We start from the raw sequence: 15,468 nt of genomic DNA, 5'->3' as shown, positions 1-15,468 counted from the left end.
TAATGAACATGATCCTTTATATGTTTAAGTAATATTCTCTAAAGTTGCCTCTACGGGAAAGTGTATTTCTTCATTTGAAAGTCTTTTTCATGGAATGTAGATTTCAATTTTTGAGCAAAATAAGCTAGGTTATATAAATGTTACTTTTTAGTACCTATAGTACTTTAAAGTACGTACTTTTTATTAGGGTGATTATCATTCATAATAGCACATGTAAGAGAGAAACAAGCTTTACGGTACTGGTAACTAACTATGTTACTTTTTAGTACCTACAGCACTTTAAAGTACGTACTATTCATTGTATTGAATATATTTCATAATAGTACATGTAAGAGAGAGACAAGCTTTACAGTACTAAAAAGAGAATGAAACCATTCATAATAGCGTTTGTAGAGATTAAATATATTTTTTAGAAGATAAAAGGGCCTTTTTATCGCACTATTATGATAGGAATTATAGGGAAGAGGGGGAACTTAATTGAATTCATATACAGCATCGTCTTCAGAAGTTCAGACGAATCGAAGAAGTATATTTGCTTTATTAGCGCTAGCAATTAGTGCGTTCGGGATTGGGACAACTGAATTTGTTAGTGTCGGTTTATTACCATCTATTTCGGAAGATTTACATGTGTCGGTTACAACGGCTGGTTTAACAGTTTCTTTATATGCGTTAGGCGTAGCGTTTGGGGCTCCAGTATTAACGTCATTAACAGCTAATATGTCACGAAAAACGTTATTAATGTGGATTATGATTATTTTCATTATTGGTAACGGAATCGCAGCGGTAGCAACAAGCTTCACTGTATTACTTATTGCGCGAATTGTTTCTGCACTTTCGCATGGTGTGTTTATATCAATTGGTTCAACAATTGCTGCGGCACTTGTACCAGAAAATAAACGTGCTAGCGCGATTGCAATTATGTTTACCGGCGTAACAGTTGCGACTATTACAGGGGCGCCAATTGGAACATTTATTGGTCAACAATTTGGCTGGAGAACATCATTTTTAGCAATTGTAGTAATTGGAATTATCGCCTTAATTGCAAATAGTATTCTCATTCCATCTAATATGAAAAAAGGTGCGTCTGTATCATTCCGCGATCAATTTAAACTGATTACGAACGGAAGATTGTTACTAGTTTTCATTATTACTGCATTAGGATATGGGGGAACATTCGTAACATTTACGTATTTATCTCCGTTATTACAAGAGGTAACAGGATTTAAAGCAAATACAGTTACTATCATTTTATTAGTGTATGGAATCGCCATTGCGATAGGGAATGTGATTGGCGGAAAATTATCGAATCATAATCCAATTCGAGCGCTATTCTACATGTTCTTTATTCAAGCGATTATATTATTTGTTTTAACATTTACGGCACCATTTAAGGTAGCTGGGTTAATCACTATTATTTTAATGGGGCTATTCGCATTTATGAATGTTCCAGGGTTACAAGTATATGTCGTAATGTTAGCTGAACGATTCGTACCGAGTGCTGTCGATGTTGCATCGGCAATTAATATTGCGGCGTTTAATGCTGGGATTGCCCTTGGTGCTTATTTAGGTGGTATTGTAACGAACTCGTTAGGGTTAATTCATACAGCTTGGGTAGGCGGCATTATGGTAGTAGGTGCTGTTATTTTAACAGCGTGGAGCATGACATTAGAAAAAAGAGATCAAGTAAAATAAAAGGAGAGAAAATAAAATGAAAAATTTACAAAGTAAAACAGTATTAAGTAATGGTGTGGAAATGCCTTGGTTTGGTTTAGGTGTATTTAAAGTAGAAGAAGGACCAGAACTTGTAGAAGCGATTAAATCAGCAATTAAAGCAGGATACCGCAGCATCGATACAGCTGCAATTTACGGAAATGAAACAGCTGTAGGTGAGGGGATTCGTGCCGGTATTGAAGCAACTGGTATTTCAAGAGAAGAATTATTTATTACTTCAAAAGTATGGAACGCAGATCAAGGATATGAAGAAACAATTGCTGCATACGAAGAGAGTTTAAAAAAATTAAAACTAGATTATTTAGATTTATATCTTGTTCACTGGCCTGTAGAAGGGAAATATAAAGATACGTGGAGAGCGTTAGAAACACTTTATAAAGAAAAGCGTGTACGTGCAATTGGCGTAAGTAATTTCCAAATCCATCACTTACAAGATGTAATAAAAGATGCGGAAATTAAGCCAATGATCAACCAAGTAGAATACCATCCTCGTTTAACACAAAAAGAATTACAAGCTTTCTGTAAAGAACAAGGTATTCAAATGGAAGCATGGTCACCACTTATGCAAGGTCAATTATTAGATAACGAAACATTACAAGAAATTGCTGAGAAACATGGTAAAACAACAGCACAAGTGATTTTACGTTGGGATCTTCAAAATGAAGTGATCACAATTCCAAAATCAACGAAAGAGCACCGCATTATTGCAAATGCCGATGTATTTAACTTTGAATTAACGAAAGAAGATATGGAAAAAATCGATGCATTAAATCAAAATCACCGCGTTGGTCCAGATCCTGATAACTTTGATTTCTAATAGAAATGAGTAAAAAGAGTGCAAAAATTGCACTCTTTTTTTATTTTCTATTCAATAAAATGTTTCTGTTTATATTATGACTTTTAAATTACTTTAGGCGAGCTAAAGAACTGATTAACAGTATTAAAGTTTGACATAAAATAATGCATTCTATATTATATATGCTATAGCATGTAAATTGTGATTTATTTGGAGGTGGCATATGGACTTATATGAGTTAACAGGACATCTTGTTCACCATACTGATGTGAAGTTAACAAATTATATAATGTAAGTTTTTAATCACATATTGCTTATAAAATTTATCTTTTATATGCTATAGCATATAAGTGGCACCTCTTAACTTGTAATGCTCAAAATTTAAATAATATAGTAGAAAATTCATGAAACGAGGAGATTTTAGTTATGGAAAAATTCATATTAGCGTTTGATAGAGAACTTGTAATCGCAGAAAAAAAAGACTCAACATGGAGTGTCCAATCACATTTTGTAGGTGCGAATCCAGTTGCTTTAGCTGTAGATCCATACGACCCAGAAAGAATGTATTGTGGTACTTTTGATAGGGGATTATGGAGAAGTAAAGATGGGGGAAGTTCATGGGAAGCAATTGGTACGTTACCTTCCTTTGGTGAAGTTTTCCCAGCTAATGCTATTCATATGAGAGCTATTACAGCAGTTTCTGTATCTCCAGCAAAGGGGAATGACGGTAATGGGATTGTATATGTAGGAACTGAACCGAGTGCCATGTTTGTGTCCAAAAATGGAGGAGACAGTTTTGAGCTGCTAACTGATTATCGACAAATGCCATCATATTCATCATGGTTCTTTCCTCAAAGAACATATACACACCATGTAAAATATATTGAAATTGATGCTAATAATCCAGAAACTATTTATACGACTATTGAGGTTGGGGGATTAATTAAAAGTGTAGATGGAGGTAAGACATGGACTGAGGAAAAAGAGGGGAACTATCCTCAAGATATTCACATTCTTAAATCACATCGCAATGCCCCAAATCGTTTATACGGGGTGTTAGGTGATTCATTCTTGAAAGAACCAGGTCAAGAGTATGCGGAGAGTAATGATGGAGGTAAGACGTGGAACTATATGTGTAGTGGGCTAAAGCATCATTACGCATATCAAATGGCAGTTAACCCAAATGATCCAGAAAATATTCTCATCGCGACATCTTCAAATCCACACGTAGCGCATGATTACAATAATGGAAATTGTGAATCATTTATTTATAAGAAAGAAAAAGATCAGCCTTGGGCAGAAATGAATGCAGGTTTACCAACTCCTAAAGGGGCAATCATACCAGTATTAAAGGCAACAAGTGATGGAACGTTTTATCTGTTTAGCAATAAAGGAGTGTATCAGTCAGTAGACGGTGGTTCAAATTGGACATCATTAGAGATTCCTTGGGAGAATAGATTTATGGAACAACATCCTTATGAGATGTTAATTATTAAATAAGTGACGGGTATAGTTTTTACTACTATTCATTGGTAATGTTTAGTTGAATTTAAATTAAAAATGTAAAAAGCCAGGTAATGTGTTATTCATACTACCTGGCTTTTTTGACCAGCAATTTAAGGTTATTTTCATATTTGTGTAAATATGAAACAAGCAGGATACATGAATAGAGAATGGGTAAAATAATACCGAATGATCACTAGATTGTATCAATGATGCTATAAGAGTTTTTTTAGGTAAACTGAAGCAAGAAGCAGTGTTTTAGATTCAGAATGACTAGCAATTGGTGTTATGGTGTTCGATGGTTCAAAAATGAACTCATGTCAACTCATATTCTCTTCGCAATGTATCATTTTGAAGAATATTAAAACTTAGGAGGAAATGAATTATGACAAAAGATTTCTATACTGCACTGAAAGAAAGACGTACTTACTATGGAATTAACAAAGAGGTACAAGTATCGGATGAAAAAATTAAAGAAATTGTGGAGTTTGCTGTGAAATATACTCCATCAGCTTTCAATTCTCAAACTGCGCGATTAGTTGTATTATTTGGTGAAGCTCATGATAAATTATGGGATATTACAACTGAAACATTAAGAAAAGTAGTTGGAGATGGAGATTTCTCAGGAACGCAACAAAAAATGGATTCTTTTAAAGCTGGTTATGGAACAGTACTATTCTTTGAAGATGAGGCTATCGTTAAATCGCTTCAAGAAAAATTTGCTGCATATGCTGAAAACTTCCCAATTTGGTCACACCAAGCATCAGGTATGCACCAATTAGTCGTGTGGACAGGTTTAGAAGCAGAGGGATTAGGAGCATCTTTACAACATTATAATCCATTAATTGATGATGAGGTAAAACAAGAATGGAATGTTCCTGCTAATTGGAAACTAATTGCACAAATGCCATTTGGTAATCCAACAGCTGCACCAGGAGAAAAAGAATTCCAACCGCTTGAAGAACGTGTGAAATTTCATAAGTAATATTCAAATGCAATAAAATGGAAATTTAATTAGTAGCGGTCTTACTGTCCGCAAATAGCGGGATAAGCTAACTGTATTGCGAAAATAAAACTGTTTAGTTACAAAAATTCTATTTATTATTTCTGTTAATCGAGTATGTATTAATAAAAGTTGTTAAAATCACTATTTTAATCTTTAAAGGAACAAGGTGATCGGTTTGATCATCTTGTTTCATTTCTTAAATTTTATTTTATTCATTAAAAAACGCTAGCTTTTCATAAATGCTTGAAAAACTAGCGTTTTAATAATAGGTATCTGTAATTTGATTACTTAAAACTATATACGAAAAAGCTTTTATGTTATTCCTCAAGTTCTATCCATTCCTGTGACCATTCTTCTATTCCGCGAATAATAGCTTCTAAAGCAAATCCTTTTTGAGTTAAAGAATATTCTATACGAACTGGTGTCTCAGGAAAGACTTTACGTTCGACAATTCCTTCTAGTTCTAATTCTTTCAATCTTTCTGAAAGTAATCTTCCGCTAACAGGAAGAGAAGATTCAAGCGTACAAAAGCGCTGAGATCCAGAAAAAAGTTGGTAAATAATTAGTGCTGTCCATCGTTGGCTAAAAAATTTCATTCCTTTTTCAAAGCGAGGGCATAATGTAGAATCATTCATTTTCCTTCACCTCCTAAAATAAATTATATAACATCTTACTATTAGTAACAAATGTTTTTATAATTAATTACTTGACGTAAATTAATTACGAATGTATACTCACTTACATAAAGTAACTAAGTTGTTTTATGTAACTAAAACTCTTTTCTTTAAATGGCCAAAGTTGTAATGATACATATTGCATATAAGCTGAGAGAAAAAAGAATAGCATCTGTAAAAACACTTACGTTGTGTAAGTTAAACAATAAAAAATATAACAATGGAAGAGAATTTTTAGAGATTCTCAATACTAGGAGGTACCTAATGGTTACAACAGATACAATTCATATGTTAGAAGATAAAATTCAATTTATACATCAAGATGGAAAGGATATTTATTTAGTAGGACCTATCAAATTGCCAATTAATTTATATGGGGAGACTAAAATTTTCCAATGGTATTCTTGGTTACAATGTAGTGAGGTTACAAATAGTGTAGAAGGAATTATCGAAAAACTCTCATCTATTAATTTAGCTGATATGCAGCAATCTAGTGTGCTTGTATATGGTGATTTTGAGAATTCTGAAGATGCCCTAATTCGTATACATAGTATTTGTCACACCGGTGATATCTTTGGTAGTAAACGTTGTGACTGTGGATTCCAATTAAAGCAGTCTTTACAAATGATTACAGAACATGGTTCAGGTGCTTTATTTTACTTAGCGAATCATGAAGGAAGAGGAATTGGTTTGTTTAGTAAAGCAATGACGTACCTCTTGCAAGAAAATGGGTTAGATACAGTAGAAGCTAATCTGAACCTAGGCTTTGAAGATGATGTTCGAAACTATGATGATACAATTGAAGTATTAAAAGCGCTACGCTCAAAACCTGTAAAACTTATTACAAATAATCCGAAAAAATTAGAAGCGTTACAAAAAGCTGGATTAAATGTCACGAGTCGTGAACCGTTATGGGGTGATATCTCAGAGTTTAATGAGAAATATTTGCAAACGAAGATTCAGCGTTCTGGACATTTTGAAGGGGGACACTTACATGCTTGAGCATGAATTGTATATGAAGCTAGCACTAGAAAATGCCAAGGCTATGAAGGGACAAACGACTCCAAATCCATTGGTTGGATCTGTAATTGTAAATGATAATCGAATTGTAGGGGTCGGAGCACATATGAAGGCCGGAGAACCACATGCCGAAATACATGCGATACGTATGGCTGGAGAACAGGCACGTGGTGCTACAATCTATGTAACTCTTGAACCTTGTTCTCATTATGGTAGAACAGGGCCTTGTGCTGAAGCAATTGTACAAGCAGGAATTAAGAAGGTAGTAGTTGCTACACTTGATCCAAACCCGCTTGTTTCTGGACGTGGAATTAAAATTCTACAAGATGCAGGTATTGAAGTACTTGTAGGAGTGTGTGAAGAAGAATCTAAAAAAATGAATGAAGTCTTTAATAAATATATTTTGACAAAGCGTCCATTTGTAACGATTAAATCAGGAGTTACATTAGACGGGAAAATCGCTACGTCTTCATCGGATAGTAAGTGGATTACATCTACAGAAGCAAGACAAGAAGTACACCAAATACGAAACGAAAATGCGGCTATTTTAGTAGGAGCGAATACTGTTCAAAAGGATAATCCATCATTGACAACGCGTATTCCAAATGGACGAAATCCAATTCGAATAATATTGGACTCGACATTACGCATACCGATGGAAGCTAACGTTGTTACAGATGGAGAAGCTCCTACCTGGATATTTACAACAAGTAATCATGCAGCGAAAAAAAAGAAAGCATTAGAAAATGTAGGAGTTAAAGTATTTGTTACTAGCGGAGAAAAGCATATAAACTTACATGAAATGCTTGATGTTTTAGGGCAAAAAGGAGTTTCCTCCCTGCTTATTGAAGGTGGTGGAGAGGTAAATGCTTCGTTTATTGAAAATAAATTGATGGATAAACTTATATTATATGTCGCACCAAAAATTATTGGGGGCAGATTGGCGCCTAGCTTTGTAGGGGGGACTGGTATTACTAAAATGCAAGATGCAATTGAATTTAAGGATATATCATTTACCCAGGTTGGAAAAGATTATAGATTTATTGGCTATCCAGAATATCGGAAAATATAAGGAGAATAAAAGCTACTTATATTTTCCGATAAATGGATTGCAGAAAGGAGCGATGAAGAGTGAAGTTTGGATTTGATATCGATGATACATTAATTGATTTAAGGCAGCATGCTTTTCATTTATATAATAAGAAATTAAACAAAAAAGTAGGATTGGATGTATTTCATTCTTTAAAAACAATTGAAATTCATGAAGCATTTGGCATGACTTCGGAGGAAGGCAGTCATATGTGGAATAGTTTGCTGGATGAGATTTATTATACTTCTTGTTCACCGTTTCCATATGCAGTAGAGACATTACAAGAATTAGAAAAACAGGGACATGAAATATACTATATAACAGCACGGCCTAAAGAACATGGAGAGCAAACAAAAAAATGGTTAATAGAAAAAGGTTTTCCGGTATATGAAGATCGCTTTTTCTATGGAATGAGGGATGAAGAAAAAATACACTTCATACAAGAAATAAAATTAAACTATTTCTTTGATGATAAGCCGGCAGTCTTAGAAACGTTAATAGGAAAACCGATAAATGTGTATGCAAAAACTACTTCTTACAATCAACATCTCAATATCCCGCGGATTACAAGTTGGACGGAGTTAGGAGATATTATAAAGAAAGAAATGTGAGGATTTAACTGGCAAATCAAATAGAGCTAAGAGTATATTGAGTGTTACAATTTTAGAGGAAAGACATAGGTGTTATGTCTTTCCTTATTTTTTTTTGGATTACAGGGAATACTATCGTTTCTTTAAAGTGTGATGTGTTAGGAGTACTTTTGATAAAGAGGAACTAGAAAAATGAGCAATAAGAAAAATATTTTTAAGCTAGTCTTGTATGCAGTGTAATTTATATATCAATGATGGGTTCCTCTGGTGCCACAATATTTTTGGATATTTTGGATGAGAAGTTCAAGAATTAATAGGGTGTGTTCATAATCATGAATTTTTGGAAAACCAAAATTACAATGTTAGGTTATTTTGAATCAGTAGTGGATGATATGCAAAATTGCATATTACAAAATAAACATCGTAATTTTTGGATTCTTGGTATAAAATACATTACTTAAACTATATATTAGAATGGAGAAAGTGAATTGGAATTATTAAGAAACAGTAAGGTTGGTACAAAACTAAACATATTAATAACTATATCAAGTATTGCATGTATAGTATTATCCCTAATAGGGTTTTGGGGATTAGAAAGAGGGAAAAGTACTTCCTCTAATATGTATGAGGATAATTTACTACCAATTGAGTGGATTGGGATTGTAGAATCTAATTTTTATCATGTTAATATGAACTTTATGGAAATTATGGTATCAAAAGATGAAAAAAGAATGAATGAATTAATAAGAGAAATGGACGGAATTCGTCAGGAAAATGATCATCTTTTAAAGCAGTTTGAGGCTAAAGTTATTTCTACTAAAGAAAAAGAATTATATAACACGTTTTATGAAACATTTAATGAATTAAGAACTCAAATGAAGAAAGCGCAAGAATTAGGGAAATCTAATAATGAGGAAGCATATGCATATTACCTAAAAGAGATTGAACCTAATATGCAAAAATCAATAAAATCAATTCGTGAATTGATTTTATATAATAGTAATAATGCAGAGCTTTTACAGAAGGAAAATAATAATAGTGCTCAAAATACAATGATAATGTTTGTTAGTATTTCGCTTTTAGCAATTTTAATAATTATATTAATTGGATATATTATTAAATTAACTATCCGAAAACCACTTGTGTTACTACAAAATGATATGGAAAAAGTAGCAGCTGGAGATTTAACAACACGTACTCCTTATAAAGCAAATAATGAATTAGGGCATATTGTTCAGTCTTTTAATAGTATGTTAGATAACCTTCAACAATTAATTGCGAATGTTAAGATGACAACACAAGAGGTTATTTCTACTACGGAGGGCGTATTACAAGATACAAATCGAGCGTCTAGTATTTCAAATGAGGTTGTACAGACTGTTTTAGAAGTAAAAACAAAAATAGAAGGACAGGTAACTAGTATTCAGGAGAGCTCATCCTCAATGGAAGAAATTACAACAGGGGTGCAAACTGTAGCTGAATCTTCAGCAGTAGTCGCTGAGGTAGCAGTAACGACTACAGAACGAATAAATATCGGTAGTGAAGTGATAAATCACTCTATTCTTCAAATGAATAGTGTACATGATGTTGTCGAGGAAACATCAAAAGTAATAAATAAACTTGTTACACGTACACAACAGATTGATACAGCTCTCGCTGCAATTACTAATATTGCCGAACAAACGAATCTTCTTGCCTTAAATGCCGCTATTGAAGCGGCACGTGCTGGAGAGAATGGGAAAGGATTTGCAGTGGTTGCCGCAGAAGTTCGAGACTTGGCTGAGCAATCTAAAGAATCTGCAAAGGAAGTGAATCATTTAATAAAATCCATTCAAAAAGATACCCAAGATACAGTTAATGTCATGCAAAAAGGACAACAAAAGGCAGTAGAAGGAAAAGAAGCTGCTTACAAAGCGAATCAAACCTTCTTGTCTATTATGAGAGATATTGATAAGATTACAAGTCAAATTCAAGAAGTATCCGCAGCGACAGAAGAGATGTCTGCTGGTACAGAAGAAGTAAATGCTTCTCTTTCGCTAGTTTCTGAAACTGCAACGGATGTGAAAAAGGAGACGCTTCAAACAGTAAATTCAATTCAATCACAGGCCGTATCAATTGAACAAATATCAATCCAATCCAACAAAATGAAAGAAAAGGTGGAAGAATTAACGGAACTGGTTTCAAAATTTAATATTACAGAACAAAAAGGATGAGTAAATCATAAAAGTTTACGTATGGCTATCAGCCTAAAAATAATTGATTTTTCGCGATTAAAAAGATTTAAGTAATTAATTCAATCACAAGTTTAATAACATGTATAAAAAAACATGAAGACTTAAGAGTCTTCGTGTTTTTTTTTGAATAATGTCTGAAAAAATATTGATAATTATAGGATACTTTGGGAATTGTCATTAAGTATTCGTATATGCAAAATTACATACATTTAATGATTGATAATCACGAGTTAATGTAACTATAATAATTACACTGATAAGTAACTTACTGACGACAGTTATAAGTGAAGAAGGAGGGTTTTATTGTATTTTGTATATAAAAAATAGAAAAGGAGATATGCAAATGAAAAGATTACTTGTTATAGGCATCATGTATACAATCTTTTTCCTCATAGGAAATATACATTTACATGCTGATGAACGAACAAATGTAAAAGAAATTACTAGTTTAGAAGAGCCTACTTGGATATTTCAGGCGGGCATAAGTAAGGGTAAATATCACGATCGACAAGATTTAGGATTTATTTTGCAGAGAAATACACCATTAAAGGTAAGACAAACGAATCCTAATTTTAAAGACAAATTAACATTACGTTTATTGTCTAATGACTCTAAAAATGAAAAATCCATACAAGTAGGAAATGAATGGATTACCATTCAAGGTGATACGCCTTTAGTTCCTTTCATAGATACTCCGTATGGTGAAGAGCACGCTGTACTTGAGTACCAAGTAGGGAATGAAAGTGCTACTAAACCTCTTCCCATTTATAAACAACAAGGAAGTGTATCTCAATTTTTTAGTACATGGGATCAATTTGATGGAGAGTATGCGTTACTTCAAGGGGAGAGTTTTCAATTATTTATACCTAAAAAAGATAAAGAAATAGTAAGGTCTTTAAAAGATTTTCAATCATTGGATGAGTTAATTGCGTATTATGAAGATATTTTTGCGATGTATGATTCAATTATTGGTTTAGATGGTTCAGCGGTTGAAAATAAAAAAAGTCAAAATCGTTATTTTTTAAAAGCAGATATATCTGGTGCTGGCGGTGCCTATTATGGCACAAATTGGACAGCGAATAGTTCAGATAGTACAAAAATGTGGTTAGATAAACTGAGTTGGGGAACTTTACATGAAATCGCTCACGGATACCAAGCTGGTTTTGATAATCAAGGAATATTTACAGGAGAAGTTTCTAATAATCTATTCGGTGTTCAATATCAATATAGTAAATATGGAAAAAAAGCAGATCAAGTTGGTTGGTTGTTTAATTTCGGGAAAAAGGAACAAGTAGAACGGAATTTATATTATGCTTTAATGAAAGAAAATAAAAATTATGATGATTTAGATTTACGACAAAAACTTATTCTTTTAACGATGGCGAAACAAAAAGCTGGTGATGAAGCTTTTGCAAAAATGTATCAAGGTTATCGAAAACTAGCTAGCAATGCTGCTTTCAAAAAGGATGATCATTCTTTACCGGATTTAATGAATCAGTATTATAGTGAGAATGGACAAGTTGATTTTACACCCGTGTTTGAAAGATGGGGCTTTAAGCTTAATAATAAACAAGTAGAGATAAATAGGGCGAAAGGTTATTCGGCTGTTACGTCTTTAGCCTATATAGTGCCTGAATCACAATTAGCTAAAGCGAGAGCTCTAGTTGATTCTGATATTACGATAAACTCCAACTTTGAAATAGTTACAAATCAGCAAATTGCTTCACTTGGGCTAAAAGGGAATTTGCATATCCATTTAAATACAAATGAAATAGATACATTGAAAGGAGGAAAAATTAAATTAAAAGAAGGGAATACAGTTGTTCAAGAGAAAACAATTGAAACAACAGATATCAATTTACAAGACGTACCAAATGGAGTTTATACAGTTGAAATTTCAGGTGGGAAAACGGATAGTATGTACCATTTTAGTTCGTATTATGCCTATGTAAAAGAAAAAGATAATAGTCTAACGATTGATGTTAACGAAATGAAAGTGAGTAAGTTGGTAAATCAAACAATTCAATTCCTAGGATTAGGAGATGACCAGTTTGCCGAATTAAATACAGACTTAGAGCAAAAGCAAGCTGTTTTTACGGTTACTACTAAAACTCCTCATAGCTATTATACAGATGAAAAATACGCATCAATAGAGGTGTTTAATGATAAGGGAGAAAAAATTTATACGAAGGAAATGGAAGGAACAAATGTAACGATAGTAAACGATAGCATTTCACTAAAAGAAGGATATAGAATTAAAATCTATCATGATGAAATAAAAAAACGATTAACTAGTACAGCTACTATTATTAATCCTATGAATAAAACGAATGAATTTATAATGACAAAATGGGGATTGAAAAATACTTATTTGAAAAATAATCCAGAAGGAAATCTTATGCAAAGAATTGATGAAGAAATGGAAGAAATTATAGGTAATCCAGTTTTAAAAGAGATACCAATGCAAAAATTAGAAATGAAAAAGAATGTGTGGATGGCGATAAATATGTTATCAGAACCACAAAAAATAACGTATATAAATAAATATAAAGATAGCTTATATAATGAGTAATTTTTGAGAAATGAAATGAATCTAAAAGTAACGACGCAATCTATCTATATTATGAGGAATCACAATTCATAGTAGATAAACATAGATAGCTTGAAATATCTATGTTTCCAATTTTGAAAAAACATTCGTTTAACTTAATAATAAGATTATAAAGGAGTAAGAATATGAATAATTTCGTAAAGGTAGGTTTAACTACAGGAGTCGTGTTATCGGCGATTATACCCTATGGAGGAGTGCATGCGGAAACAGAAGATTTAAAAGTGGAAACAAAGGAAGATACGTTCCGAACAGGTAATTTAACAGCACCTTCTCAAAATTCGGCAGAAAATGTAGCAAAGGATGCACTAAAAGGAAAAACAGAACAAGCATTATCATCAAAGCAAGTTAATACGGAATCCAAAGTTAATTATAATGTTACGCAAAGTCGTAAATCTTATGATGGTACTACATTGGTACGTCTTCAACAAACGTATGAAGGACGTGATGTATACGGATATCAACTAACAGCACATATTAATGATGATGGTGTACTTACGAGCGTTTCGGGGGATAGTGCCCAAGATCTACAACAACAGGAAGATTTGAAACAACCTATTACTTTATCAGAAGAGGATGCAAAGAAACAGCTTTTCAACATCTATGGAAATGATCTCACATTTATTGAAGAACCAGAAATTAAACAAGTGGTATATGTAGATGAAAATACAAATAAAGCTACAAACGCATATCAAATTACTTTTAGTGCATCTACACCTGAATATGTATCTGGTACAGTATTAATTGATGCTTTTGGTGGTAATCTATTAAAAGAACTCGTTCAAAAATTGGGTATACAAGTAGATAGTAGTATTGTCCAATCTGCGACAGCAAATAAATCACAAGATCCTTCAAAATTAACAGGTACAGGAAAAGATGACTTAGGCATTAATCGTACGTTTGGAATTACACAGCGAAGTGATGGAACGTACATGCTTGCAGATTATTCTCGTGGTAAGGGAATTGAAACATATACTGCTAATTATAAAGATTATAATAATTATAGAAGAAATGTATGGGGGTATCTCGATGATTTAGTAACAAGTAATTCTACAAATTTTACAGATCCTAAAGCAGTTAGTGCCCATTATTTAGCAACAAAAGTATATGATTTTTATCAAGAAAAATATGGCCGTAACAGCTTTGATAATAATGGGCAAAAAGTAATTTCTGTCGTTCATGGTTGGAACACAAATGGTACGAATAAAGGAAATCCTAAGCAGTGGTTCAATGCATTTAGTAATGGGGCTATGCTAGTATACGGAGATCCAATTGTTAGAGCATTTGATGTGGCAGGACATGAATTTACACACGCGGTTACAAGAAATGAGTCTGGACTTGAGTATGCAGGAGAAGCTGGTGCAATTAATGAGGCTCTATCTGATATTTTAGGAGTAGCAGTTGAAAAGTATGCCAATAACGGAAAGTTCAATTGGACAATGGGAGAACAATCAGGTCGTATTTTTAGAGATATGAAAAACCCATCATCTATCTCTTCTAGATATCCGGAGGACTATAGACATTATAATAACTTACCTATTGATGCTGACCACGATCATGGTGGTGTACACACGAACTCTAGCATTATTAATAAAGTAGCTTACTTGATTGCTAGTGGTGGAAACCATAATGGAGTAAACGTACATGGCATTGGAGAAGATAAAATGTTTGATATTTTCTATTATGCAAATACGGATGAATTAAATATGACTTCTAACTTTAAAGAATTAAAAGAAGCTTGTATTCGTGTAGCAACGAACTTATATGGTAAAGACTCATTAGAAGTACAAGCTGTCCAACAAGCCTTTAAAGCAGCTTATATTTAATATTATTTTGATGAATTATAAACCCTTTTATTTTAATATAGTAATTAATTTGTGTGTATAGGCAAAAACCTTGTAGAATTTTTCTGCAAGGTTTTTTTAGAATTTTATTTTACAAATGTGTTATATGGTTTTTAGTTAATTAGAATAAAAATAATCTTATAACTGTATGTAAGAATGTGTGATTTTACAACCTTTTCTATGATAGAAAAGGATACTACGTTAGTAAATGTAAAGGGTTAGAAATTATGGTTTATGGGTTACTTTTTTGTTCCTATGGAACTTTAAAGTGCGTAATTTTCTTTATCGTTAATATATATCATAATGGTATTTATTAGTTGGTTTTAGCGTTACTCTGTTGTTGATGTGATTTTTTAACATTACAATGATTAG

Annotated in this window: 11 protein-coding genes; 10 read left to right on the top strand and 1 reads right to left on the bottom strand. The window is 32.8% G+C overall.

The window, feature by feature from the left end; genetic code table 11:
- Window positions 1-477: 477 nt before the first annotated feature.
- The 4 genes from QCI81_RS03860 to QCI81_RS03845 all read left to right on the top strand — a co-directional run bounded on the left by QCI81_RS03860 (window position 478) and on the right by QCI81_RS03845 (window position 5,015).
- Window positions 478-1,692: an MFS transporter gene (locus QCI81_RS03860; protein ID WP_353810616.1), complete on the top strand. Its 1,215-nt coding sequence runs from the start codon at window positions 478-480 to the stop codon at window positions 1,690-1,692.
- A gap of 16 nt (window positions 1,693-1,708) precedes the next feature.
- Complete coding sequence (locus QCI81_RS03855; RefSeq protein WP_053563934.1) at window positions 1,709-2,548, top strand: aldo/keto reductase; 840 nt, start codon at window positions 1,709-1,711, stop codon at window positions 2,546-2,548.
- Window positions 2,549-2,953: 405 nt separating this feature from the next.
- Complete coding sequence (locus QCI81_RS03850; protein ID WP_071731208.1) at window positions 2,954-4,027, top strand: WD40/YVTN/BNR-like repeat-containing protein; 1,074 nt, start codon at window positions 2,954-2,956, stop codon at window positions 4,025-4,027.
- A 388-nt stretch (window positions 4,028-4,415) separates the two neighbouring features.
- A complete protein-coding gene (locus QCI81_RS03845; RefSeq protein WP_000158938.1) occupies window positions 4,416-5,015 on the top strand; it encodes a nitroreductase family protein in 600 nt (199 codons plus the stop codon).
- Window positions 5,016-5,353: 338 nt separating this feature from the next.
- Here the strand turns inward: QCI81_RS03845 and QCI81_RS03840 are convergent, their stop codons facing one another.
- Window positions 5,354-5,671: a winged helix-turn-helix transcriptional regulator gene (locus tag QCI81_RS03840; protein ID WP_001000104.1), complete on the bottom strand. Its 318-nt coding sequence runs from the start codon at window positions 5,669-5,671 to the stop codon at window positions 5,354-5,356.
- Window positions 5,672-5,974: 303 nt separating this feature from the next.
- Here QCI81_RS03840 and QCI81_RS03835 point away from each other — a divergent pair, with 303 nt between their 5' ends.
- From QCI81_RS03835 to QCI81_RS03810, 6 genes are all read left to right on the top strand, one after another.
- Window positions 5,975-6,712 carry a GTP cyclohydrolase II gene (locus tag QCI81_RS03835; protein WP_071731207.1) on the top strand — a complete coding sequence of 246 codons (738 nt, stop codon included), beginning with the start codon at window positions 5,975-5,977 and terminating at the stop codon, window positions 6,710-6,712.
- Window positions 6,705-7,802 (top strand): bifunctional diaminohydroxyphosphoribosylaminopyrimidine deaminase/5-amino-6-(5-phosphoribosylamino)uracil reductase RibD, encoded by a 1,098-nt coding sequence (gene ribD, locus QCI81_RS03830; RefSeq protein WP_353810615.1) that lies wholly within the window; start codon window positions 6,705-6,707, stop codon window positions 7,800-7,802. Before QCI81_RS03835 ends, ribD begins: the two co-directional genes overlap by 8 nt.
- 59 nt (window positions 7,803-7,861) lie before the next feature.
- Window positions 7,862-8,431, top strand: coding sequence for a 5' nucleotidase, NT5C type (locus QCI81_RS03825; RefSeq protein WP_000668226.1), 570 nt, complete (start codon window positions 7,862-7,864; stop codon window positions 8,429-8,431).
- A 467-nt stretch (window positions 8,432-8,898) separates the two neighbouring features.
- The gene (locus QCI81_RS03820; RefSeq protein ID WP_071731206.1) at window positions 8,899-10,623 is read left to right on the top strand and encodes a methyl-accepting chemotaxis protein; all 1,725 of its coding nucleotides are present in this window, start codon (window positions 8,899-8,901) and stop codon (window positions 10,621-10,623) included.
- Window positions 10,624-10,987: 364 nt separating this feature from the next.
- Window positions 10,988-13,216, top strand: coding sequence for a putative mucin/carbohydrate-binding domain-containing protein (locus tag QCI81_RS03815; protein WP_071731244.1), 2,229 nt, complete (start codon window positions 10,988-10,990; stop codon window positions 13,214-13,216).
- A 164-nt stretch (window positions 13,217-13,380) separates the two neighbouring features.
- Complete coding sequence (locus QCI81_RS03810; RefSeq protein WP_069355978.1) at window positions 13,381-15,078, top strand: M4 family metallopeptidase; 1,698 nt, start codon at window positions 13,381-13,383, stop codon at window positions 15,076-15,078.
- Window positions 15,079-15,468: the final 390 nt, after the last annotated feature.

The sequence above is a fragment of the Bacillus cereus group sp. MG20 genome (genome assembly GCF_040459885.1).
GTDB classification, from domain to species: domain Bacteria; phylum Bacillota; class Bacilli; order Bacillales; family Bacillaceae_G; genus Bacillus_A; species Bacillus_A cereus.
The sequence above is the reverse complement of the archived record's forward strand: the minus strand, read 5'-3'. Positions and strand labels throughout refer to the sequence as shown.